The organism is Shinella sp. OV683 (genome assembly GCF_057787725.1).
In genome coordinates this window covers 867,024-892,277 of the sequence record NZ_CM173543.1, presented here as the reverse complement: position 1 = coordinate 892,277, position 25,254 = coordinate 867,024, and the positions used below count along the sequence as shown (strand labels likewise).

Below are 25,254 nucleotides of genomic sequence, written 5' to 3'. Positions count from 1 at the left end.
AACGAAGGATCTTTACCATGACCACCTTCAACCAGCCGCTCGGCGGTAACGAAATGCCTCGGTTCGGCGGCCCCGCCACGATGATGCGGCTGCCGACGCAGCCGACCGCCGAAGGGCTCGATGTGTGCTTCGTCGGCATTCCTCTCGATGTCGGTACGTCGAACCGGCCCGGCACGCGCCTCGGACCGCGGCAGATCCGCGATGAAAGCCGCATGCTTCGTCCCTACAACATGGCGACGGGTGCCGCCCCTTTCGACAGCGTTCAGGTTGCCGATATCGGCGATGTGCCGATCAACACCTTCGATTTGAAGAAGTCGGTCGATATCATCACGGCTCACTACAACGAGATCCTCAAGCACGACTGCATTCCGCTCAGCCTTGGCGGCGACCACACGATGACCTATCCGATCCTGCGCGCCATCGCCAGGAAGCATGGCCCGGTAGCACTGATCCACGTCGATGCCCACGCTGACATCAACGACGAAATGTTCGGCGAGAAGATTGCCCACGGCACGCCGTTCCGTCGCGCCTATGACGATGGCCTCTTGAACAACGACAAGGTCTTCCAGATCGGCTTGCGCGGCACCGGTTACTCGCCTGAGGACTTCAACTGGGCCCGCACCAAAGGCTGGACCGTTGTCCAGGCGGAGGATTGCTGGGGCAAGTCGATGAAGCCGCTGATGGAAGAGATTCGCGCCAAGATCGGCGACACACCTACCTATCTCACCTACGATATTGACAGCCTCGACCCGGCCTTCGCACCCGGCACCGGCACTGTCGAAATCGGCGGCCTGACAACCTGGCAGGCACTCGAAATCATTCGCGGTTGCGCCGGCCTCAATCTCGTCGGCGGCGATCTCGTGGAAGTCTCGCCACCTTTCGATCCCTCGGGCAACACGGCACTGATCGGCGCCAACCTGCTTTATGAGATGCTGTGTGTATTGCCGGGCGTTAAGCGGTAACTGCGTGTCCCCGCTGGACGATCACGACAGTTTGATTGCCGACTGCAATCTTTGACGCTATTCTCTCCACCAAAATAGTGGAGAGAAATCAAGATGAAAACGTTGCCCGGACTGCTTTCCTGCCTGCTCGCGATCTCCGTGCTGCTTTCGGCATGTATGGGTGGCCGCACAGAAGTGGACCCAGACCGGCATCCCGACGACGGTCAGCGTAGGGCCGCGCGCCATCATCTCGACAGACCCTAGTCTCGGCCGGTTCCAGAGGAACCGCAAGGAATTTGGCGTGAAGAGACTACCCTTCCTGGCGGCAAGTCTGGTCGCCACGGCGGTCCTGCTTGGAAGCTGCCAGACGCCACCCGCGACGCCGTACGATCGTCCGTTGAATGCGATGAAGCTTTCAACGGACGGGGTCAATCCGTCCCATCATCACGGCAAGAAGAAGTAGCCTACCGCGCGCCATCCTTGCCGAAATGCATCGGGAAGAAAGCCATGGCCAGCTGGAACATCGCGCCGAGCGCTTGGTCGACCGGGTAAGGCTCGGGCGTGTTCATCAGCTCCAGCCAAAGCCCCTCGAGCGACACGCGCACGACCCGCGACACCGCATCCACATCGAACGGATAGTCGCCCTCAGCGATCAGTTCACCACAGATCTCCTTGACGGTGGCCGCATATTCGACGTCGAAATTGACCCCGTACTCACGGTAGATCGGACGGCTCTGGATCTCGCCCCATAGCGCCGACCAGGCGCCGAGCCTTCCCGGGTTGCAGATGGACTCCACAAAGTCCGCGCGGATGAGCGCCTCGAGCTGGGCTGCGGGCTGTTTAGGTGCTTCGGCGAGTGCCTGCGTCCAGTTGTCGCGGTATTCCCGTGCCAGATAGACAAGCGTTTCCGCTAGCAACTTTTCCTTGTTCTCGAAGTGGAAGATAATCAGGCCGTGCGACAATCCCGCTGTCGCCGCAACATCCGTCAGCGTCGTGCGCGCGTAGCCATTCCGGGCAAGTGTCGCGATTGTCGCCTCGATGAATTGCTGGCGCCGCATCTCGCGGCTCGCCTTGCGCGGCGCGGCATCAACCAGCTGTTTTTTGTTCGAAGCAGACATCGGCAAGCCTGTGGTTGCGTTGAGTTCATTCCCTTGCATGGACGGCGGCCGGATGAAAAGAGAAATCTGCATGAAACTCGAATTTTGTTGATTGACAGTTCAGTCAAAATGCAAAAAACTGAACTTGTAATCACGTTGGACGCTGCTAGGCTCGGATGGAACTGGTGCAGCGAACCGAACGGAAACGGGAACAGCAGATGTCATCACCGGGACGCTTTGCGCTATTTGGTACGTATTGGGAGCAGCCCGCCGCTTCCTTGGCGTGTCTGCGCTTTTCCCGATTTTGGCTGATGCGCTAAGCCGGGAGAAGACCGATGAACCAGATGCACATGCCGCATTCAGCTTCCCCGCTTCTGGACCATTGCCCGCCTACCCTCCCCGCTGAAAGCTATTTCGATCCGGCATGGTTTGCCCGCGAACAGGCGAAGATCTGGTCGCACCAATGGGTCTATGCCGGCCGCCTCAACGATCTCGCTGTCATGACGATGCGGCGCATCTCCGTTGCCGGCGAAAATCTCATCCTGATCCGCGATCGCGACGACAATGTCACGTGTTTCCACAACACCTGCCGGCATCGTGGCTCCGAACTCTGCCTGACCGATGAGAAACAGCTGTCTTCTAAGCTGATCTCCTGCCCCTATCACCAGTGGAGCTATGGGCTCGACGGCCGTCTGGTGCGCACCCCGTTCATTTCTGTGACGCCGGATTTCCGCAAGGAGGATCATGGCCTGTTCAAGGTTCACGTGAACATCTGGAACGGCTTCATCTTCGTCTGCCTCGCTGACGAGGCATCGGACTTTTCCACCGCTCCCGATCTTGGCGTCAGGGCTTTCGACAACTGGCCGATGGAAAGCCTTGTCACCGGCCATACACTGGTCAAGGAACTCGCCTGCAACTGGAAGATCTTCTGGGAAAACTACAATGAATGCCTGCATTGTCCCGGCATTCACCCCGAACTTTCCGAAATGGTGCCCATCTATTCTAAGGGCTACATGGCACCCAACGAGGCGCCCGGCTGGACGCCGGAAAACGACAGCCACGACCACGTGCTCAAGGAAGGCGCCTCGACCTGGTCGATGAACGGCCAGCCTTGCGGGCCGGAATTCCAAGGGCTGAGCGACGCCGAACGCGCCGCCGGCCAAACCTTCGTGACGCTTCTGCCCACCATGTTCATCGTTGCCCATGTCGACTATGTGCGCGCCGTGTCGCTCAGGCCGCTTGGACCGGAGCGCACCGAGCTCAAAGCCGAATGGCTGTTTCCCGCCGAGACTTTGGCGCAGCCAGGCTTCGACCTCGGCAACACAGTCGATTTTGCCACCATCGTGATGCTCCAGGATGGCGCTGCCTGCGAAATGAACCAGCGTGGCCTCAAGAGCTCAAAATATCGCCAGGGTCGGCTCATGCCACAGGAATTCGATGTCCACCGCTTCCAGAACTGGATTCGCGAACAGATGAAATAGCCAGACGGCGTACTTGGCAACGCCCGAGATATCAGACGGACTACAAAAACAACAAAACAGGGAACAAAATCATGCCACTTCTCACCAGACGAACAGCACTTTCACTCATAGGCGGCACGGTGCTTGCCGCCCCTTTCGTCAAGCGCGCCCGCGCTGAAGGCACGCTCGCAGTCTATAACTGGGCGGACTACATCGGCGAGACGACGATCGAGGACTTCCAGAGCGCCACGGGGATTGCCGTCACCTACGACAACTATGCGTCGGCGGAGGAAATGCAGGCCAAGATGCTGGCCGGCGCCACCGGTTACGACGTCGTGGACCACGCGGGCCTCAGCCTGCCTCCGTTCATAAAGGCCAATGTCTACGAAAAGCTCGACAAATCCAAGCTGCCGAACTGGAAGAACCTCGACCCGGCCGTCCTGAAAATTCTCGAGGGCTGGGATCCGGGCAACAACTATGGTGTGCCGTATATGTGGGGTTCAGTCGGCATGACCTTCAATGTTGATATGGTCAAGGAACGGCTGCCGAATGCCGACCTGCAGTCTCTCGACATTCTCTTCAAGCCGGAAAATGCCGCCAAGCTCGCCGATTGCGGCATCTCCGTGCTCGACAGCCCTACCGACATTCTGTTCATGGTGCTGAGATATCTTGGAAAGAACCCGGACACCGCGACCGAAGCCGACTACAAGGCAGCCGCCGACGCCTTCAAGCCGATCCGCAAATACATCAAGACCTTCGACAACTCGAACTACCTGAACGCAATCCCCAACAAGGAGCTCTGCGTCATCAACAATTGGTCGGGCGACTACGCCACGGCCAAGACGCGCGCCAAGGAAGCCGGCGTCGATATCAATCTCGCATATTACGTGCCGAAGACAGGCGCTCCTGCCTGGTGCGATTGCCTGTGCATGACAAGCGACTCGGCCAACAAGGAGAACGCCTACAAGTTCATCAACTACATGATGGACCCCGAAGTCGTCGCCAAGTGCACCAACTTCACCAACTATGCCAACGGCAACCTCGCCTCGAGACCCTTCATCAATCCCGATGTGCTGAAAAACCCGGCGGTTTATCCGGATGCGGAAACCATGGGTCGCCTCTATGCGCCCAAGGCGCCGACCGAAGAGCAGGAACGTGCTTTCACCCGCGTCTGGTCAGATGTGAAATCTGGCTGATCCAGCCACAGGACAGAGGTGAGACATGAGCGTTATTTCTGTTTCGAGGACCGGTATGCCAAGCACAAGCCCTGCGCCAGATGCGAGCCCCGGTTCTCAATTCGTCCGAATCGACAAGGTCACCAAATCGTTTGCCGGCATCCGCGCCGTTAACGAGGTCAGCCTCGACATTGCCAAGGGCGAGCTCTTCGCCCTTCTCGGCGGTTCGGGCTGCGGCAAGACCACGCTGCTACGCATGCTGGCGGGGTTCGAGACGCCGACCGAAGGCCGTATCCTGATCGATGGCAAGGATATGACCGACGTGCCGCCCTATGAGCGGCCCGTCAACATGATGTTCCAGTCCTACGCGCTCTTCCCGCACATGACGGTGGAGAAGAACGTCGCCTATGGCCTCAAGCACGAACAGATGACCGATATCCAGCGCAAGGACCGGGTCAAGCAGATGCTCGATCTGGTCCAGCTCTCCGAACTCGGCCATCGCAAGCCGCACCAGATCTCCGGCGGCCAGCGCCAACGCGTGGCGCTTGCCCGCTCGCTGGCCAAGAGCCCGAAAGTTCTGTTGCTCGACGAACCGCTGGGGGCGCTCGACAAGAAGCTGCGCGAACACACCCAGTTCGAGATCGCCAACATCCAGCACAAGACGGGCATCACCTTTGTCGTCGTCACCCACGACCAGGAAGAAGCGATGACGCTGGCGACCCGCATCGCCGTGATGGACAAGGGCATCGTCAAGCAGATCGGCACGGCGACCGAAGTCTACGAATATCCCAACAGCCGCTTCGTCGCCGGCTTCATCGGCTCGATCAACCTGTTCGAGGGCGAGGTGATCTCGGTCGTCGACAATCTTGCCACCGTGCGCGTTGCAGCACTCGGCATCGACGTCATTGGCTACGCCGGCAAGGATATCGCCCAGGGTCAGAAGATCTCGGCGGCAATCCGCCCGGAAAAGATCTTCATTTCGCGCGAAGCCCCGCAGGTGCCGGGCAACAGCGTCCAGGGCACGGTCGACGATCTCGGCTATTTCGGCAAGGATTCGCTCTATCGCATCAGGCTGGCGACCGGCACGGTGCTGCAGGTCAATTCGGTCAATGCACGCCGCCGGCCTGAAAACGAACGCGTCGCGCAATGGGAAGACAAGGTCTGGCTGTCCTTCGACCCATCCGCCGTCATCTTGCTCAAGGATTGATCATGGCGGCCATCGAGCAAGCACCCTCCGCCATCCCGCACGAAACCGGCCTACGCCACTGGTTCAATCGCCATGGCTGGCGTCAGACGATCATCGCCACTCCCTATTTCTGGCTGACCCTCTTCTTCTTCGTGCCATTCCTGATCATCGTCGCGATCAGCCTGGCCAAAACCGCACCGACCTCACCGCCTTTCGCCTACAAGGCGCAATGGCCCTATATTGATCTCGAAGGCTACCAGCGGCTGTTCACGGATACGCTTTACATCAGGGCTTATTTGATCTCGGTCTACAATGCCGGCATCGCTACCATACTCTGCCTGCTGATCGGCTATCCCATGGCGCTCGGTCTCACTCGCATCAGCCGCACATGGCGAAGCTTCTTCCTCATCCTTGTCATCCTGCCGTTCTGGACGTCGTTCCTGTTGCGCGTCTATGCCTGGATCGGCCTGTTCGGCTCCAACAGCTGGTTCAACAAAGGCCTGACCTCAATCTACAACACCGTCGTGCCGGCAGATTGGGCCATCGCCAATATCCCGATGATGAACACCAATTTCGCCGTCGTCCTGGTGATGGTCTATTCCTACTTGCCGTTCATGATCCTGCCGCTCTACGCCAATCTTGAAAAGCTCGACATGACGCTCAACGAGGCGGCGATGGACCTCGGCTCGCGACCGTCGCAGGTGTTCCGTGACGTGACCCTGCCACTGTCGATCCCCGGCATCATAGCCGGCGGCCTGCTTGTCTTCATCCCGGCCTGCGGCGAGCTGATCATCCCGAGCCTCGTCGGCAACGCCTATGACCCGATGATCGGCCGCGTCATCTCCGATGAGTTCTCCTCGGCGCGCGACTGGCCGATGGCCTCAGCCGTAGCGGTGGCGCTGCTTCTGCTACTGGTGCTGCCGATGATGCTCTACAGCCACTTCGAGTCCCGCGCACAAGCGGGAAGCGAGGTGGGCAAATGAACAAGAAGCCCGTCTTCCTGCTGACCTGCCTCTGGTTGGGTCTAGCCTTCTTCTACATCCCGATCTTCTCGATGATCGTCTATTCCTTCAACAAGTCGCGGCTGGTGACGGTCTGGGGCGGCTTCTCCACCCAATGGTACGGCAAGCTGTTTGCCAATCACCAGATCATCGATGCGGCGCTGCTTTCGCTGCGGATCGCGCTGGTCAGCGCCACATTCGCCACCATCCTCGGCACCATGGCCGGCATCGCGCTGGCGCGTTTTGGCCGGTTCAAGGGCAGGACGCTGTTCTCCGGCTTCGTCACCGCGCCGCTGATCCTTCCCGAAGTGATCACCGGCATCTCGATGCTGATGCTGTTCATCCTGATGGCGCAATGGCTGGGCTGGCCGGGCAAGCGCGGCTTTACCACCGTCACTCTCGCCCACATCACCTTCTCGATGACCTATGTGACCACCATCGTGCAATCAAGACTGTCCACCATGGATGGCTCGATCGAGGAAGCGGCACAGGACCTCGGCTCCAAGCCGTGGCAGGTGCTGAAGGACGTGACGCTGCCGATCATCTTCCCGGCCATCATGTCGGGTTGGCTGCTAGCCTTCACGATTTCCCTCGACGACGTGGTCATCACCAGCTTTACGACGGGGCCTGGCGCCACTACGCTGCCGATCCTGATCTGGAGCAAGGTCAAGCTCGGCGTCACGCCTGATATCAATGCCCTTGCCACCCTGATCATCGTCATTGTCGGCTTCTTCGTGGCCATCGCCGGTTTCATCATGAGCCGGGCGGAACTTCGCAGGCAGCGCGACTACCACCTGGCAACCGCCGCGAATGAATAAACGGAAATGACAATGACCCGCGAAACCGCGATCAGGACGCTCGTCGATGTCCTGGACACCTATCTCGGCCGCTTTGATGGGCCGGGCATCGCCGATGTCCGCTCTGGTATCGCGCGCTGGACGAAGGCGCCGCTGCAGGACATCGCACCGGGCACGATCGAGGCTGTACGCCATGTCGATGCAGCCCTGGCCTCAATGAAGAACAATGGCGAGGCCGTAATCGCAGAGGCGATCGAGGCTGCCCTGCCCTATCTGGAATGGGGCGCCTACGATCCCTATCCGCGCGAAGAAATCGGTGAGACATTCGCGCTTGCTCATGCCGCGTCTTCACTGATCGGCGAGCATGGCCAACTGGCATCCGATGATTTCGACGTCGGGCTGTTCGTTGTCGCGCCCGATACGCTCTATCGCGATCATCATCATGCGGCTCCCGAACTCTATGCGCCGCTGACTGGCCCGAACGGCTGGCGTTTCGCCTCAGGCGCGCCGCTCGACTGGCGGCCGGCCCATCAACCCATCTGGAACGAGGCCTGGGCTCCACATGCCTTCAAGTCCGGTCCAGTCCCATTCTTCTGTATCTACGCCTGGACGCGCGACGTCGCCATCCCTGCCAAAATGATCATCGAGCCCGACTGGGCCGAACTCGAACGTTAAATCCTCCCTCCCGCCCGAACTGGAAAGAGCTCCCGCATGCCCGCCCCCGACCTGATCGTCATCAACGCCAACATCGTCACCATGGACCCACTTACCCCGAAGGCTGAGGCGCTCGCCATCAAGCGAGGCCGCGTCATCGCGCTCGGCACCGATGAGGAAATCTGCGCGCGCGCCGGCGCCGCCACCGAAATCATCGATGCTGGTGGACGGCTCGTTCTGCCGGGCTTCCAGGACACCCATATCCATTTGCAGGATTCAGGTCAGGGTTACGGCCAGAATGCCGCCCTGGACGAAGCGCGCACCGTGGATGAAATCGTCGACACCATGCAGGCCTTCGGCGCTTCGCATAACCGGCCATGGGTCGATGGTGTCGGCTGGTACACCGGCATTTTCAACGACGAGAACCTCAACCGGCATGTGCTTGACCGCGCTGTTCCCGACCGTCCCAGTTTCATCCTGGCATCCGATGGCCACAATGCCTGCCTGAATTCGCTCGCCTGCGAATATGTCGGGCTGGTCAAGGGCATTGCTGATCCGCCGAATGGCCATTTCGTGCTCGACGCCGATGGCGTGCCGACCGGCATGCTGCATGAAGATGCGATCAAATGGGCGGATGCGCGCATGCCGCAGCCCACCGACGAAGACTTTGCCTTCGGCATCAAGTTTGCCCAGGCGCTGGCCAATCGCCATGGCATCACCGGTGTCATAGACGCGTCAGTCGCCGACCGGCATGTCCGCGTCTATGACGGACTGGAAAAGGCCGGCGCGCTGACCGTCCGCGTTTGCGCCACCGCACGCATCGAGCCGCATGAAGCAACGGCTGATGCCGTCGCCCGTGTCTCGGCCTACCGCGCGGCCTACCAGTCGGAAATGTTCCATGTCCATTCGGCAAAGTTCTTCCTCGACGGCGTCCTGGAAAACCGCACTGGCGCGATGATCGACGACTATTCCGATGCGCCCGGAGGCAACGCGCCGCTGATGTTCGGCCACGCCCAGATCCTCGACCTGTTCACCGCCTTCGATGCCGCCCGCTTCCAGATCCATGTGCATGTGATCGGCGACAATGCCGTTCGCGCCGCCCTGGACGGCTTGGAAGAAGCCCGCGTGGTCAACGGCCGCTGGCCGAGCCTGCACCAGCTCGCCCATGTCCAATGCATCGACCCCGCCGACATCCCGCGCTTCCACGAACTGGGCGCGATGATGAACATCCAGCCGCTCTGGGCCCGTCACGAACCGTCGGTCACCGATGTCGCGATGCCGATGGTCGGCGAAGCCCGCGGCAAATGGATGTACGCCTTCCGCTCACTCATCGATGCCGGTGCGCCCTATGCGCTGTCGAGCGACTGGGGCGTGTCGACCCTCAATCCGTTCGAAATCATGGAAACGGCTATCACCCGCCAGCCACCCTCGAAGCCGAAGGATCACCCCGTCTTCCTGCCGGAACAGCGGATGACGCGCGAGGAATGCATCAAGGCCTATACGATCCACGCAGCGCAAGCCGCCTGGCGCTCGGCCGACACCGGTTCGCTCACCCCCGGCAAGTATGCCGACCTGATCGTGCTGGACCGCGACATAACAACCTGCGACGTCTACGACATCGGCGACACACAGGTGCTGCTGACCTTGCTCGGCGGCAAGGAAGTCCACCGCGATCCGAGCTTCCGGACGCTGAATTCCTAGTATCCGGACTTAAAAGCTCGCAGCGCTGGAACAGTGCGACGCTGAATGTCCTGGATACGCTCGTGACAGGTGGTATCGGTTCTGCTCCTCGGTGTAGCCGAGGAGAGTTCCTTCAAGCCATTCCAGGTGGGAACACCATCCATTTTTGCGAAGCATGCCCAAAAGCAGGCAATAAGCCTCGACACGCCATTCTTCGCCTTTCAACGTGTAGAAATAGTAGTCGATATCAATAGGGGAAACATTGGGCAGCCGAGTTTCGAAAGTTCTCATATGCTCGGAGATGATTCCACTCGCAACGTGTGATGCAAAGTCCTGATCCGACAGCGCATCAGACTTTTCGAAACCGGCCACGCGTTCATGTGCGAATACAGCAAGCGGCTTTTCCCCTGCCAACATCAATTCAAGTTCCCGGTTCGTATGGATTGGATACGGGTATGGTTCGGCGTTCGTCATCGGCGGCTTCTGTCCTGTCTGCTGTCATTATATCCTAGGCTGGGGCCTTGGCTTTCTCGGCATCTTCCAGCCGCTGGGTCTTGGCCCGCGCAGCGGCCTCTGCGTAGTCCGCTGCAAGTTCGTCGCGTGGGGCCTTATCATAGTGCGTAGGCTGCAGCAGGCCGGCACCGTGGGCGAAGAGAACGTAATCGGCGAACATGTCGAGCGTGCTGTTCCAGCCCCAACGGTGACCGTCGCAATCCTCCTCGCTGCGGAACTCCGCCTGACGAAAACGCATGATCGTTGCATCGCCATCCGCCTCGAAATCCAGCGTGATCAAGGTCTCGTAGCGCAGGCTGTCCATGCTGTAGGAGAAAACCAGCCGATCCGGCGGTGATATCTCGTGATAGGTGCCCCACACCCAGCACGCGACATCTCCGCTTTCCATGCACAGACGCCAGGCGCCGCCTTCGCGAAAATCCTGCTCGGCATGGGTAAGGCCGAAGCCGCGCGGACCCCACCAGCGGATGAGGTGCTTGGGATGGGTCCAGAATGAGTAGACCAGTTCGCGGGGCGCGTTGAAGCGGCGCTCGAGGATGAGAACCCGGTCGGATGTGCTATGAATGTTCATTGCCCTTCTCCCTTTCTTCCATGATCTCGGCGAGATACTCGTCCATCTTGTCGAAGCTCTCGCTCCAGAATCGACGCATCTCGACGGTCCAGTCTCGAATTTCCTTGAGCGAGGCGGTTTCCAGTCGGCAGGGTCGCGTCTGCGCCTCTCTTCCCCGACTGATCAGGCCAGCGTCCTCAAGCACCCTGAGATGCCGCGATATGGCTGGCGCCGAGATGTCGAACGGCCGGGAGAGTTCCAGGACTGTCGCTTCCCCCTGGGCAAGGCGCTCGACGATCGAACGGCGTGTCGGGTCGCCCAGCGCCGCGAAGATCGCCGTCAAACGATCCGGGGACGGAGAATAATCAGCATTTTGGTTAATTAACATAAATGTTAATTACAGAACTGAAACACCAAGGTCAAGCCTTGTAGGCGACCATCACCACACCCAGGAAAATCAGCACGATGCCGGACCAGTTGAGAAGCGTCGGCCGCTCGCCGAGAAACAGCACGGCAAAGATCGCCACCAGCACCACGCTGAGCTTGTCGACCGGGGCCACCTGCGCCGCATTGCCGATCTTCAGCGCCCGGAAATAACAGAGCCATGAGGCCCCGGTCGCTAGCCCGGAAAGCGTCAGGAACGTCCAGGTCTTCGGCGAGATCGTCAGCGGTGATTGCCATCCGCCGATGAGAAACAGCATGCCGCCAAGCACGACGAGGATGATGATCGTCCGGATGAAGGTTGCAAAATCCGAATTGACGTTCTCGATGCCCACTTTGGCGAAGATCGCCGTCATCGCCGCGAATGCTGCCGAAAGGAGAGCCCAGAATTGCCAGGAGACGAGAAGACTTTTCATTGAGTTTCCAACCTTTTCAATGTCGCACCGGCGATGATGACGGGTTTATGAAATAGCAGCTTGCTTTCCTTGTTTGCATTGCACAAACTCCCGAAGTTCGCTCCAGCACTCTTCAGGGCGCGGCGAAAATGGCGATTTCGAGAACCGGAGCGGAGCGTACTTAAAGGTACGTGAGCACCGGAAGCGCAGAAATTGCCATTTGCAGACCGTCCTGATGAGTGCTGGAGCGAACTAAAAAAACAGGGAACTGCTGAGCGTATGTCCATCAAAGCCAGTATTTATCATCTGACCCACTATATCTACGACAAACCTGTCGTTCTGAGCCCACAGATCATCCGCCTGAAACCAGCCGCGCACTCGAAAACCAAGGTCTTGAGCCATTCGCTCAAGGTTTCGCCCGAGAATCATTTCGTCAACCTGCAGCAGGATCCCTACGGCAACTACCTCGCCCGCTTCGTGTTTCCAGAGCCTGTGACCGAGCTCAAGATCGAAGTCGATCTCGTCGCCGACATGACTGTCTACAATCCCTTCGATTTCTTCATCGAGGAATCGGGGGAAATGTGGCCATTCGCCTATCCGGAAGACCTGAAGGAAGACCTGTCGATCTACTTGAAGCCGGAGCCCGTTGGGCCGCTTCTGCAAGCATTCCTCGACACGATCGACCGGACGCCGGTCAAGACCATCGATTTCGTGGTCGGCCTCAATCACCGCCTGCAGCAGCAAATCGGCTATGTCATCCGCATGGAGCCCGGCGTTCAAGAACCGGAATTCACGCTCTCGAGCGCACTCGGCTCGTGCCGCGATTCCGGCTGGCTTCTGGTGCAGATCCTGCGGCATCTCGGCCTGGCCGCCCGTTTCGTCTCCGGCTACCTCATCCAGCTCGCGCCCGACATCAAGGCGCTGGACGGCCCCTCGGGCACCGAGGTCGACTTCACCGACCTGCACGCCTGGTGCGAAGTCTATCTACCCGGCGCAGGCTGGGTGGGCCTCGACCCCACATCTGGGCTGCTGACCGGCGAAAGCCACATCCCGCTTGCCGCCTCCCCACATTTCCGGAATGCGGCGCCGATCACCGGCGGATATTTCGGCCAGGCGAACACCACCTTCGATTTCGACATGAAGGTGACGCGTGTCTCCGAGCATCCCCGTATCACCAAGCCCTTCCCGCAGGATTCCTGGGAGCATCTCGACAAGCTTGGCGAGGAGGTCGACGCTTACCTGAAGACAGAAGACGTCCGCCTGACAATGGGCGGCGAGCCGACCTTCGTGTCGATCGACGATTTCCAGTCGGAGGAATGGAACACCGGCGCCGTCGGCCCGCAGAAGCGCGCGCTCGCCGACACCCTGATCCGCAAGCTGCGCGATCGCTTCGCACCAGGCGGCTTCCTACATTACGGCCAGGGCAAGTGGTATCCCGGCGAAAGCCTGCCCCGCTGGACCTTCTCGCTCTATTGGCGACGAGACGGAAAGTCGGTCTGGTCAAACGAGAAGTTGATTGCCGTCGAAGGCAAGAAGTATGACGTCACCGACACCGACGCCGAAAAGCTGCTCGGCGGCATCGCCAAGGAACTCGACATCAACCCGGAACTCGTCGTGCCAGCCTATGAGGATCCGGCGGAGTGGGTCATCAAGGAAGCCAACCTTCCGGAAAATGTCGATCCATCCAATTCCAAGCTCGAGGATCCGGAGGAACGCGCCCGCATCGCCAAGGTGTTCTCCAAGGGCCTGACCGCGCCATCCGGCTTTGTCCTGCCGGTGCAGGCGTGGAATGCGCGCGCCGAGGGGCGGCGATGGATATCGGAGAAATGGGAGACGCGCCGCGGCCGCCTCTATCTGGTGCCGGGCGACTCGCCGGTCGGCTATCGCCTGCCCTTGGGATCGTTGCCTTATCTGCCGCCTTCGCAATATCCCTATATTCATCCGGTCGACCCGACTGTTCCGCGCGGCGAGCTTCCCGATTTCGAGAAAGAAGCCAAACGCACCCTGCCCGCGCATTCCACCCAGGCAACCACAACCATCCAGCAGAAGCAGACCGGCCAGTCCTTCGAAGAGATTGGTGGACGCGTCCGCACCGCCATCAGCGTCGAAGTTCGTGATGGCCGCCTGTCCGTCTTCATGCCTCCGACGGAAGCGGTCGAGGACTATCTCGACCTGATCGCCTCGGCCGAACGCGCCGCTGCGGCCCTCAATCTGCCGGTCCACATCGAAGGCTATACGCCGCCGCACGATCCGCGCCTGAATGTCATCCGTGTCGCGCCAGACCCCGGCGTCATCGAGGTCAACATCCATCCGGCGACAAACTGGAAGGAATGCGTCGACATCACCACGGCGGTCTATGAGGAAGCGCGGCAATCGCGCCTCGGAGCCGAGAAATTCATGATCGACGGCCGCCACACCGGCACCGGTGGCGGCAACCATGTCGTGGTCGGCGGCGCCAACCCCAATGACAGCCCGTTTTTGCGTCGCCCCGACCTGCTGAAAAGCATCGTGCTTTTCTGGCAGCGCCACCCTTCCCTCTCCTACCTGTTCTCCGGCCTGTTCATCGGCCCGACCAGCCAGGCGCCGCGTATCGACGAGGCCCGTCATGACGGCCTCTACGAACTTGAAATCGCGCTTTCGCAGGTTCCCTCGCCCGGAAAAGGCGTGACCCCGCTGCCATGGCTGGTCGACCGGCTGTTCCGCAACCTGTTGGTCGATTCCTCGGGCAACACGCATCGTGCCGAGATCTGCATCGACAAGCTGTTCTCGCCGGATGGCCCAACCGGGCGGCTTGGTCTGGTCGAATTCCGCGGTTTTGAGATGCCGCCTGAAAGCCGCATGAGCCTGGCGCAGCAATTGCTGATCCGCGCGCTGATCGCCCGGTTCTGGAAATCGCCGCTCGACGGCAGGCTGACACGATGGGGCACGACGCTGCACGACCGCTTCATGCTGCCGCATTTCGTCTGGCAGGATTTCCTCGATGTACTGGAAGACCTGAAGATGCACGGCTTCAACTTCCGCCCCGAATGGTTCGAAGCGCAGCTCGAGTTCCGCTTCCCGTTCTATGGCGAAGTCGATTACGACGGCACCAAGCTCGAACTCCGCCAGGCGCTGGAGCCGTGGCACGTCACGGGCGAATCGGGCGCCATCGGCGGCACTGTGCGGTTTGTCGATTCCTCGGTCGAGCGGCTGCAGGTCAAGCTCGAAACGTCCAATCCGGAGCGCTTCGCCGTCGCCTGCAACGGACGCCCCTTGCCGCTCCACAAAACCACGGCCGGTGGCGGCGCCGTTGCCGGCGTGCGCTTCAAGGCATGGCAGCCGGCGGCCGGTTTCCACCCGGCTTTGCCGGTTAATACACCCTTGACCTTCGACATTTATGATCAATGGACGGGAAAGGCTGTTGGCGGCTGCATTTACCATGTTGCTCATCCGGGTGGACGCAACTATGAAACATTTCCAGTCAACGGCTATGAAGCACAGGCACGGCGGCTTGCTCGCTTCGAACCATGGGGCCACACCGCAGGGCGCTACCAGCTCCTGCCGGAAACACCCCATCCGGAATTCCCGCTGACATTGGATCTCAGGAGGCCGCCGGGAGTGTAAATGACAGCGACCGGCGCGACCAGCAAACGGGAAACCGTGGCGGAAAAGAAGCGGGGCTTTGATTATCGGCCGCTCCCGGGCATAGCCGACGAGATGCTGGGACCGGACGGCAAGGTGCGCCCGGTCTGGAAGCATTTCATCGATTCCCTTTCGCGCATGAGCGAAGAAGATCTCGAAGGCCGGATTGCCAAGGCCGACCGTTATCTGCGCGATGCCGGCGTGTTCTACCGCGCCTATGGTGGCGCGCCCAATGTCGAGCGCTCATGGCCGCTGGCCCCGGTTCCCGTGCTGATTGATGGCAAGGAATGGGAAGTGGTTGAGGCTGGCCTCGTTCAGCGGGCCGAACTGCTGGAGCGCATCGCCGCCGATATCTATTCCGAGAACCGGCTGGTGCAGGAAGGCTTCCTGCCGCCGGCGCTGATTGCCGCCAATCCCGAATATCTGCGCCCCGTCGTCGGCTTGACCCCTGCCGGCGGCAAGTTCCTGCATTTCATCGCCTTTGAAATCGGCCGTGGCCCCGACGGCAACTGGTGGGTGCTTGCCGACCGCACGCAGGCGCCGTCAGGTGCGGGCTTTGCGCTCGAAAACCGCGTCGCTACCACCCGCGCCTTCTCCGACATCTACGCCGAGACTCATGTCCATCGCCTCGCCTCGTTCTTCGGTGCGTTCCGCGATGCGCTGCAGAGCCACAAGAAGCATGCCGACGATCGCATAGCGGTTCTCTCCCCCGGCCCGGCCAACGAAACCTATTTCGAGCATTCCTACATCGCCCGCTATCTCGGCTTCATGCTGCTCGAGGGCGAAGACCTCACCGTCGTCAACAATCAAGTCATGGTGCGCACCGTCGCCGGCCTCAAGCCGGTCAGCGTGCTCTGGCGCCGCCTCGATGCCAACTACGCAGATCCGCTGGAACTGAACCAGGGATCGCAGATCGGCACGCCCGGTCTTGTGCAGGCATTGCGCGCCGAAAGCGTCACCATCGTCAATGCGCTGGGGTCAGGCCTGCTCGAGACGCGCGCCTTCCTGTCCTTCATGCCGGCCATCTGTCGGCGGCTGTTGAATGAGGACCTGAAACTGCCGTCGATCGCCACCTGGTGGTGCGGCCAGAAGGCCGAACGCGAACACGTCGCGCGCAATCTCGACAAGATGGTCATCGGCCCGGCCTATTCGAGCCTGCCCTTCTTCGACGACTATAACCAGTCGCAGGCCGGCAGTGCGCTCAAGGAGAGCGGCGATGAATTCCTCAAGCGCCTCGCCGAAGAAGGCAACGGCCTTGTCGGCCAGGAGATCGTCAAGCTTTCTACCACGCCGGCTTTCGTCGACGGCAAGCTGCAGCCCAGGCCGATGAGCCTGCGCGTCTTTGCCGCCCGCACCCGCGACGGCTGGCAGATCATGCCCGGCGGTTTTGCCCGCATCGGCACCAGCGACGACAACTCGGCGATCGCCATGCAGAAAGGCGGCTCGGTCGCCGATGTCTGGGTCGTCTCCGACGGGCCGGTCAAATGGTCGACGCTTCTGCCGTCGGAAGAAAACTTCACCCGCAACATGCCCGGCAGCCTGCCGAGCCGCGCCGCCGACAATCTCTTCTGGCTGGGCCGCTATATCGAGCGGGCTGAAGGCGGACTGCGCATCCTGCGCGCCTGGCATGGCCGTTTCGCGGAGTACGCCGACCGCAAACAGCCGCTGCTGGCCAATGTCTCCGAGTATCTCGCCGCCCTCGATATCGATACGGAAGAGACGATCCCGGAAAGCCTGGTCAACAACATCTCCAGTGCGCTCTATTCCGCCTCCAACATTCGCGACCGGTTCTCGCCCGACGGCTGGCTGGCGCTGAACGATCTCGCCAAGACGACGCAGGAATTCCGCGAGAAGATCAAGGCCGGCGACGACGCCACCAGCGCCATGACCGTGCTCCTGCGCAAGCTCGCGGGCTTTGCCGGTCTGGTGCATGAAAACATGTATCGCTTCACCGGCTGGCGCTTCCTGTCGATTGGCCGCTATCTCGAACGCGGCCTGCACATGTCGCGGCTGCTCGGGCATTTCTCCGGCCCTGATGCGCCGGATGGCGCGCTCGACATGCTGATCGAGATTGGCGACAGCGTCATGACCCACCGCCGCCGCTACAATGTCGCGACCGCACGACTGACAGTGACCGATCTCTTGGCGCTCGATCCGCTCAATCCGCGCTCGATCCTCTACCAGCTCAACGAGATCCGCACCGAAGTCGAGCAATTGCCGAACGCCATCGTCAACGGCCAGATGTCGCCCTTCCACCGCGAGGCGATGCGGCTCTATTCGAACCTCGCCCTGATGACGCCGGAAAGCATGGACGGCGCGGTCTATGACAAGCTTGAAAACGAGATGGAGCGGTTCTCGGATCTTCTCGCTCGCACCTATATCGGTTGATCCATGCTCTATGATGTCTCGATGACCATCGAATATACCTATGAGGTCGCAGCCTCCGGCGCGCGCCATGTCGTGCGCGTGCTGCCGCTGACGCTCGACAGCGGTCAGCGCCTGATCGCAGGCACCGTGACCATCCTTCCCGCACCCGACGAACGCAGCGACTTCGTCGACTTTTTCCAGAACCCCGCAGCCGAGATCAGTTTCCGCAATCCGCACGACCGGCTGGAAATCCGCATGCAGGCGCGCGTGCAGGTGGATAACCCCGCCCCGCAGGCAGATTTCAGCCCGGCAATCGAAAAGCTGGGTGCCGAAGTCTTCGACAGCTGGACGCTGGAGCCGGAAGCGCCGCATCATTTTCTTGGTGAAAGCCCGCGTCTGGGCCACTCCAAAGATATTGCCGCCTGGATCCGCACGATGATCAACCCGCAGATGTCAGTGCGCGAAGTCGCGACGACTGTCTGCAGCAAGATCCACGAACAGTTCAAATATCTGCCGGGCGCCACCAAGGTCGACACCTCGGCCGATGTCGCCTTCCGCCTGAAGAAAGGCGTCTGCCAGGATTTCGCCCATGTCATGATCCTGGCTTTGCGCTCCGTCGGCGTCCCGGCGGGCTATGTCTCGGGTTTCCTGCGCACCATTCCCCCGCCGGGCAAGGAACGGCTCGAAGGTGCCGATGCCATGCATGCCTGGGTGCGTGTCTGGTGTGGCCGGGCAACGGGATGGATGGAGTGGGACCCCACCAACAATATCATGGCCGGCAGCGACCACATCCGCGTCGCCTATGGCCGTGATTACTCCGACGTCGCACCGGTCGTCGGCATTCTCAAAAGCTATGGCGGTCACAAGACCGACCAGGCGGTTGATGTCATCCCCGTCAGCGTGTGATCTATTCTATAAAAATGGCATACATTCCTTTGTACACAAGCAAAACTACCGCGCCTTCGCGGGAGTTGCTGGCGGTCTACCAGCACTTTTCACACGCAATAATGCCTGGTGTAAGATTTTCTTAAAATTCAAGGGTTTGCTGAAACACTAACAAAATAAATGTCTGTTAACTTCTCGTTCAGTGGCAAACCCCGAACCGACGAGAACCTCCATGCGTTCATCTGCATTTTCATTTGCAGTCCTCCGCCGTCTCATCAAAGACAAATATGGTAATCTTTCGGTCATGGCCGCGCTTATCCTGCCGGTCGGCCTCGGCGCGGCGGGGCTGGCCCTCGACGCCTCAAAGATGATCGCCAGCCGAACGGCCCTGCAGAACGCTGCCGACGCCGCAGCGCTTGCCGCGGCATCGGCGCTCGCCAACAAGGGCGTGACGACAACCGAGGCCAAGGCACTGGCGGCGGACTTCATTGCTGGGCAGATGTCCAACAATGTCGACAACGCCGAAGAACTGGCGACGCCGTTCAATTTCGGTAGTTGCACCAATGTCGACGTGACCGAGACGACCACGGTTGGCACGGCCAAGAAATACGATGTCAAAGTCACGACATGCTACGATGTCAAATACACCGCACTCTCCGCCTTCCTGGGAAAGAGCGGCGGACGATTGACGGTGTCGAGTTCCACCGAATCGACCACCGAGAGCAAGAACGCGCTGTCGATGTATCTTGTCCTCGACCGCTCAGGCTCGATGTCGGAATATACAGACACGGTGTCTGGCAGCTATTCCTGCCGCTATGGCCGCAAGACCTACACCTGCTACACCTATTACGACAAGATTACCGCGCTCAGGATGGCAGCGACCAACCTGATGAAGCAGCTTGGAGCGTCCGATCCGGACACCACCCTGGTGCGCACCGGTGCGGTTTCCTACAACGCCAGCATGCAGACGCCGGTCGACATGGCCTGGGGCGAGACGAGCACCAAGAGCTACATCAGCGCACTGACCGCCACCGGCGGCACCGACTCCAGCCTCGCCTTCAAGACCGCCTACAACGCGCTGTCGGCGGCGACCGAAGACGCCAAGCACATGGCCAAGAACGGTCAGGTTCCATCCAAATACATCGTCTTCATGACGGACGGTGACAACAACTACACCACTGCCGACACCGCGACGAAGCAGTGGTGCGACCTGGCCAGAACGGCCGGCATCGAGGTCTACTCCGTGGCGTTCATGGCACCGGACCGCGGCAAGGCGCTGTTGAATTATTGCGCTACCACCAGTGCCCACTATTTTGCTGCCGAAGACGCCGACGATCTCAATGCCGCCTTCGAATATATCGGCGACCGTGCGACCGAAACCGCAACCCGCCTCACCCAGTAGTCCAGACGCCTCCCTGTCCCTGACTTGAGCCGCCGGTGCCTAGCACCGGCGGTTTTTTCGTTCGGCACCATTGACCACCTGTCTTCCAGCCATCGGCTCGCAAATAAATCGCCAAAAGGCGCTGGTCGAAGTCCTCCGGCTAAACTGCCATTTTTGCTAAATTCTTCTCCAATTCGAATAAACCGTTGCATGTGCATTTGAACGGTGCAAATCTTTGAAGTGCTGGGGCGCCTTGATCCTCCCGAAGGCGCTGGAAACTTAAAAGAAGTGATTGAGCCGCCTATGAAAAATCTTGCCGAGCCGACAGATTTTCCCCGTCCTCCAGTGCGTTCCACCGATCCCCAAACCCTTGCCAACGACATTGTTGAACGCCTGATCTACCGCATTGGCAAGGACGTGAAGGTGGCCAAGCCACATGACTGGCTGACGGCGACGATCCTCGTCGTCCGAGACCGGGTGATCGATCGCTGGATGGAATCAACCCGCAGGACCTACGAATCGGGCGGCAAGCGCGTCTATTACCTGTCGCTGGAGTTCCTCATCGGCCGATTGACGCGCGATGCAATCTCGAATCTCGGTCTCATGGAAGAAGTGCGCGATGCCCTGCAGTCGCTCGGCGTCGATGTCGATCTCATCGCCTCGCTGGAGCCCGATGCAGCCCTCGGCAACGGCGGTCTCGGCCGCCTCGCAGCATGCTTCATGGAATCGATGGCGACTGTCGACATCCCGGCTTACGGCTACGGCATCCGCTATGTCCATGGCCTGTTTCGCCAACAGATCGCAGATGGCTGGCAGGTGGAACTGCCGGAGACCTGGCTTGCCCACGGCAATCCGTGGGAATTCGAGCGCCGCGAAAGCGCCTATGAAATCGGCTTCGGCGGCACGGTCGACTCTGTGCTCGCCCCCGACGGCGATGCACGCTATGTCTGGAAACCTTCGGAGCGCGTGATCGCGGTCGCCTACGACACGCCGATCGTCGGCTGGCGCGCCAACCGCGTCAACACCCTGCGTCTGTGGACCGCCCAGCCCATCGACCCGATCCTGCTCGACGCCTTCAACGCCGGCGACCATATCGGCGCCTTGAAGGAAAGCAACAAGGCGGAATCCCTCGCCCGCGTCCTCTATCCCGCCGATGCGACGCCCGCTGGCCAGGAACTGCGTCTCAGGCAGGAATTCTTCTTCTCCTCGGCCTCGCTGCAAGACATCCTGCGGCGCCATCGCCAGCAATATGACACGCTCGAAAACTTGGCCGACAAGGTGGCGATCCAGCTCAACGACACCCATCCGTCGGTTGCTGTCGCCGAATTGATGCGCCAGCTTTGCGACGTGCACGGCTTCGCATTCGACGCCGCCTGGGAGATCACCCGCAAGACGATCTCCTACACCAACCACACGCTCCTGCCCGAAGCGCTCGAAACCTGGCCGGTGCCGCTGTTCGAACGGCTGCTGCCGCGGCATATGCAGATCATCTATGGCATCAACGCCAAGGTGCTGGTCGAAGCCCGCAAGGTCAAAAATTTCACCGACCCGCAGATCCGCGCAATCTCGCTGATCGACGAAAGCGGCGACCGCCGCGTGCGCATGGGTAACCTCGCCTTCATCGGCTCGCATTCGATCAACGGCGTCTCGGCGCTGCATACCGAACTTATGAAGGTCACTGTGTTTTCCGACCTGCACAAGCTCTATCCCGACCGGATCAACAACAAGACCAACGGCATCACGCCGCGCCGCTGGCTGAACCAGTGCAATCCCGGTCTGGTCACGCTGCTGCGGGAGACAATCGGCGACAAGTTCCTCGACGAGACAGAAGCGCTGCAGGACCTCAACGCCTTCGCCGACAATGCCGACTTCCAGAAGAAGTTCGCCGCCGTCAAGCGCGACAACAAGGTGCGCCTCGCCCAACTGATCCAGAGCCGCATGGGCCTGAAGCTCGACCCGTCGGCGATGTTCGACATCCAGGTGAAGCGCATCCACGAATACAAGCGCCAGTTCCTCAACATCATCGAGGCCGTCGCACTCTACGACCAGATCCGCTCGCACCCGGAAAAGGACTGGGTGCCGCGCGTCAAGATTTTCGCCGGCAAGGCAGCCCCGAGCTACCACAATGCCAAGCTGATCATCAAACTGGCCAACGATGTCGCCCGCGTCGTCAATTCGGACCCGGCCGTGCGCGGCCTGCTGAAGGTCGTCTTCGTGCCGAACTACAATGTCTCGCTCGCCGAGATCCTGGTGCCCGCCGCCGACCTTTCCGAGCAGATCTCGACCGCCGGCATGGAAGCCTCCGGTACTGGCAACATGAAGTTCGCTCTCAACGGCGCGCTGACCATCGGCACGCTCGACGGCGCCAATGTCGAAATGCGCGATCATGTCGGCGCCGAAAACATCCAGATCTTCGGCATGTCGGCTGAGGAGGTCTCAACGGCGCGTGCCGAGGGCCACAATCCCCGTGCCATCATCGAGGGTTCGCGCGAGCTCGCCCAGGCACTGCACGCCATCGGCTCCGGCGTCTTCTCCCCCGATGACCCCGGCCGCTTCTCGAGCCTCGTGGATGGGCTTTACCAGCACGACTGGTTCATGGTGGCCGGCGATTTCGACGCCTATGCGGCCGCCCAGCGTGAGGTCGATCGCACATGGATGAATGAGAAAGACTGGTGGGGTAAGGCCATACGGAACACGGCCCGGATGGGGTGGTTCTCCTCCGACAGGACGATCCGTCAATATGCGAAGGAAATCTGGAGGGCGGGATGAAATCCGTGACAGGCAAGTCCAAAAGCAAGAAATCATCGAACTCGGGAGGAGATGCGATGGACAAGGCTGTTACGAAAAACAAGAAGGGCGAAACCGTGGATGCCCCGCCGCCCGTGCCAAAGACCAAGGTGGCCAAGGATTTCCGCATCTTCAACGAGGAAGTCGCAGCCATCGTGGCTGGCGTGCACGCCAACCCGTTCGCGGTGCTCGGCGTGCATGAATTTGGCAAGGAATTCGTTGCCCGCACCTTCATTCCGGGCGCCGAGGAAGTCACGGCCTTCACGCTGAAGGGCGAGCCCGCAGGCTCGATCCCTCGCCGCGACCAAGCCGGCTTCTTCGAAGGGCTCGTCACCATCAAGTCGCGCCAGCCGCTGCGCTACCATGCCAGGAATGCCGATGGCGAATGGGACTTGGTCGACCCCTACGGCTTCGGCCCCGTGCTTGGGCCGATGGACGATTATTTCATCCGCGAGGGCCAGCATCTCCGGCTGTTCGACAAGATGGGCGCCCATCCCCTCCATCACGAGGGTGCCGACGGCTTCCATTTCGCCGTCTGGGCGCCGAACGCAGCCCGCGTTTCGGTCGTCGGCAGTTTCAACGATTGGGATGGCCGCCGCCACGTCATGCGCCTGCGCAGCGATACCGGCGTCTGGGAGATCTTCCTGCCCGGCATCGACAGCGGCGAGGCCTATAAATTCGAGATCCTTGCCAAGGACGGCAAGCTGTTGCCGCTCAAGGCCGATCCCTATGCCCGGCGCTCGGAGCTTCGTCCGCACACCGCCTCGATGACCACGCCGGAAATGCACCAGGAGTGGGAGGACAAGGCACATCGCGACTGGTGGTCGTCGATCGATGCACGCCGCCAGCCGATCTCGATCTACGAGGTCCATCCCGGCTCATGGCGTCGCGGCGCCGACAATGCCATGCTCACCTGGGACGAAATGGGCGACCTGCTGATCCCCTATTGCGTCGAGATGGGCTTCACCCATGTCGAATTCATGCCGATCACCGAACATCCATTCGACCCGTCATGGGGCTACCAGACGACCGGGCTGTTTTCGCCAACCGCCCGCTTCGGCGAGCCAGAAGGCTTTGCCCGCTTCGTCAACGGCGCCCACAAGGCAGGCATTTCGGTGTTGCTCGACTGGGTGCCGGCCCACTTCCCCACCGACCAGCACGGGCTGCGCCATTTCGATGGCACCGCGCTCTACGAGCATGAAGACCCGCGCCAGGGCTTCCACCCCGACTGGAACACCGCGATCTACAATTTCGGCCGCACCGAAGTGGTGAGCTTCATCATCAATTCGGCGCTCTATTGGGCGGAAAAATTTCATGCCGACGGCATCCGCGTCGATGCAGTCGCCTCGATGCTTTACCTCGACTATTCGCGCAAGGAAGGCGAGTGGGTGCCCAATAAGTATGGCGGGCGCGAGAATCTTGAGGCGGTCGAATTCCTCAAGGACATGAACCGCCATCTCTACGGTTCGCACCCCGGCATCCTCACCATCGCCGAGGAATCCACCTCGTGGCCGAAGGTCTCGGCACCCGTCCATGACGGCGGCCTGGGCTTCGGCTTCAAGTGGAACATGGGCTTCATGCACGACACGCTGCAATATCTGCAGCGCGACCCGATCTATCGCCGGCATCATCACAACGAGCTGACCTTCGGCCTGCTCTACGCTTTCTCGGAGAATTTCGTCCTGCCGCTCAGCCACGATGAGGTCGTGCATGGCAAGGGTTCGCTGATATCAAAGATGACCGGCGACGACTGGCAGAAATTCGCAAATCTCAGGGCCTATTACGGCTTCATGTGGGGCTATCCCGGCAAGAAGCTGCTGTTCATGGGCCAGGAATTCGCACAATGGGCGGAGTGGTCGGAAGCCAAGTCGCTCGACTGGCATCTGCTCGACTATCCCAACCACGACGGCATGCGCAAGCTGGTCAAGGACCTCAACAATCTCTATCGCACCACACCGGCTTTGCATGCGCGCGACTGTGAGGGCGAGGGCTTTGAATGGTTGATTGCCGACGACAGCGAAAATTCCGTCTATGCCTGGCTGCGCAAGGCGCCGGGTGAAAAGCCGGTGGCGGTGATTTCCAACTTCACACCGGTCGTACGCGAGAATTACGGTGTGCCGCTGCCATTCGAGGGCAAGTGGCGCGAGATCATGAACACCGATTCCGAGGGTTACTGGGGCTCCGGAAAGGGCAATGGCGGCGAAGTGACCGCATGGAGGCAGGAAACTGGCCGGATCGAGGCGCGTTGCGTCCTGCCGCCACTTGGGACAATCTGGCTTGAACTTTCGGAATAACCGAATTCTCGAAGTAACATTGAGTTGCA

Annotated in this window: 20 protein-coding genes; 15 read left to right on the top strand and 5 right to left on the bottom strand. The window is 60.5% G+C overall.

The genetic code is table 11. From position 1 onward, the window contains the following. The first annotated feature begins 17 nt into the window (after positions 1-17). Complete coding sequence (speB, locus tag ACXHRN_RS04360) at positions 18-962, top strand: agmatinase (protein ID WP_488640120.1); 945 nt, start codon at positions 18-20, stop codon at positions 960-962. A gap of 160 nt (positions 963-1,122) precedes the next feature. Next, on the top strand, positions 1,123-1,404 hold the full coding sequence (locus tag ACXHRN_RS04355; protein WP_488640119.1) for a hypothetical protein: 282 nt from the start codon (positions 1,123-1,125) through the stop codon (positions 1,402-1,404). 1 nt (position 1,405) lies between these two features. On the opposite strand, the gene ACXHRN_RS04350 is transcribed toward ACXHRN_RS04355, so the two are convergent. Next, positions 1,406-2,131, bottom strand: a complete 726-nt coding sequence (locus ACXHRN_RS04350; RefSeq protein ID WP_488640118.1) for a TetR family transcriptional regulator — start codon at positions 2,129-2,131, stop codon at positions 1,406-1,408. 242 nt (positions 2,132-2,373) lie between these two features. On the opposite strand from ACXHRN_RS04350, the gene ACXHRN_RS04345 reads away from it, so the two are divergent. The 7 genes from ACXHRN_RS04345 (at position 2,374) to ACXHRN_RS04315 (ending at position 10,012) form a co-directional block, all read left to right on the top strand. Further along, positions 2,374-3,519, top strand: coding sequence for an aromatic ring-hydroxylating oxygenase subunit alpha (locus tag ACXHRN_RS04345; RefSeq protein ID WP_488640117.1), 1,146 nt, complete (start codon positions 2,374-2,376; stop codon positions 3,517-3,519). A gap of 71 nt (positions 3,520-3,590) precedes the next feature. Beyond that, positions 3,591-4,694, top strand: a complete 1,104-nt coding sequence (locus ACXHRN_RS04340; RefSeq protein ID WP_488640116.1) for a polyamine ABC transporter substrate-binding protein — start codon at positions 3,591-3,593, stop codon at positions 4,692-4,694. Positions 4,695-4,749: 55 nt separating this feature from the next. Next, positions 4,750-5,880, top strand: coding sequence for an ABC transporter ATP-binding protein (locus tag ACXHRN_RS04335; protein ID WP_488640115.1), 1,131 nt, complete (start codon positions 4,750-4,752; stop codon positions 5,878-5,880). A gap of 2 nt (positions 5,881-5,882) precedes the next feature. Beyond that, positions 5,883-6,842, top strand: coding sequence for an ABC transporter permease (locus tag ACXHRN_RS04330; RefSeq protein ID WP_488640114.1), 960 nt, complete (start codon positions 5,883-5,885; stop codon positions 6,840-6,842). Continuing rightward, positions 6,839-7,678, top strand: coding sequence for an ABC transporter permease subunit (locus ACXHRN_RS04325; protein ID WP_488640113.1), 840 nt, complete (start codon positions 6,839-6,841; stop codon positions 7,676-7,678). The genes ACXHRN_RS04330 and ACXHRN_RS04325 overlap by 4 nt, the downstream gene beginning before the upstream one ends. Positions 7,679-7,690: 12 nt before the next feature. Beyond that, entirely contained in the window at positions 7,691-8,332 is a 642-nt protein-coding gene (locus tag ACXHRN_RS04320; protein ID WP_488640112.1) for a dimethylsulfonioproprionate lyase family protein, read from the top strand. A gap of 36 nt (positions 8,333-8,368) precedes the next feature. Beyond that, complete coding sequence (locus ACXHRN_RS04315) at positions 8,369-10,012, top strand: amidohydrolase (protein WP_488640111.1); 1,644 nt, start codon at positions 8,369-8,371, stop codon at positions 10,010-10,012. Positions 10,013-10,021: 9 nt separating this feature from the next. On the opposite strand, the gene ACXHRN_RS04310 is transcribed toward ACXHRN_RS04315, so the two are convergent. The 4 genes from ACXHRN_RS04310 to ACXHRN_RS04295 are packed head-to-tail and all read right to left on the bottom strand — an operon-like array spanning position 10,022 to position 11,911. Beyond that, positions 10,022-10,465: a hypothetical protein gene (locus tag ACXHRN_RS04310; protein ID WP_488640110.1), complete on the bottom strand. Its 444-nt coding sequence runs from the start codon at positions 10,463-10,465 to the stop codon at positions 10,022-10,024. A 34-nt stretch (positions 10,466-10,499) separates the two neighbouring features. Next, a complete protein-coding gene (locus ACXHRN_RS04305; RefSeq protein WP_488640109.1) occupies positions 10,500-11,075 on the bottom strand; it encodes an SRPBCC family protein in 576 nt (191 codons plus the stop codon). After that, complete coding sequence (locus tag ACXHRN_RS04300; RefSeq protein WP_488640108.1) at positions 11,062-11,442, bottom strand: ArsR/SmtB family transcription factor; 381 nt, start codon at positions 11,440-11,442, stop codon at positions 11,062-11,064. The genes ACXHRN_RS04305 and ACXHRN_RS04300 overlap by 14 nt, the downstream gene beginning before the upstream one ends. A gap of 31 nt (positions 11,443-11,473) precedes the next feature. Beyond that, positions 11,474-11,911, bottom strand: a complete 438-nt coding sequence (locus tag ACXHRN_RS04295) for an EamA family transporter (protein ID WP_488640107.1) — start codon at positions 11,909-11,911, stop codon at positions 11,474-11,476. Between the two features lie 258 nt (positions 11,912-12,169). Here ACXHRN_RS04295 and ACXHRN_RS04290 point away from each other — a divergent pair, with 258 nt between their 5' ends. The 6 genes from ACXHRN_RS04290 (at position 12,170) to glgB (ending at position 25,225) form a co-directional block, all read left to right on the top strand. Beyond that, a complete protein-coding gene (locus tag ACXHRN_RS04290) occupies positions 12,170-15,493 on the top strand; it encodes a transglutaminase family protein (RefSeq protein WP_488640106.1) in 3,324 nt (1,107 codons plus the stop codon). Then, positions 15,494-17,899, top strand: coding sequence for a circularly permuted type 2 ATP-grasp protein (locus ACXHRN_RS04285; protein WP_488640105.1), 2,406 nt, complete (start codon positions 15,494-15,496; stop codon positions 17,897-17,899). Between the two features lie 3 nt (positions 17,900-17,902). Continuing rightward, positions 17,903-18,784 carry a transglutaminase family protein gene (locus tag ACXHRN_RS04280; protein WP_488640104.1) on the top strand — a complete coding sequence of 294 codons (882 nt, stop codon included), beginning with the start codon at positions 17,903-17,905 and terminating at the stop codon, positions 18,782-18,784. Between the two features lie 211 nt (positions 18,785-18,995). Then, positions 18,996-20,165, top strand: coding sequence for a vWA domain-containing protein (locus tag ACXHRN_RS04275; RefSeq protein ID WP_488640103.1), 1,170 nt, complete (start codon positions 18,996-18,998; stop codon positions 20,163-20,165). A gap of 282 nt (positions 20,166-20,447) precedes the next feature. After that, a complete protein-coding gene (locus tag ACXHRN_RS04270; RefSeq protein WP_488640102.1) occupies positions 20,448-22,913 on the top strand; it encodes a glycogen/starch/alpha-glucan phosphorylase in 2,466 nt (821 codons plus the stop codon). Further along, a complete protein-coding gene (gene glgB / locus ACXHRN_RS04265) occupies positions 22,910-25,225 on the top strand; it encodes a 1,4-alpha-glucan branching protein GlgB (protein WP_488640101.1) in 2,316 nt (771 codons plus the stop codon). The genes ACXHRN_RS04270 and glgB overlap by 4 nt, the downstream gene beginning before the upstream one ends. The last annotated feature ends 29 nt before the right edge of the window (positions 25,226-25,254 follow it).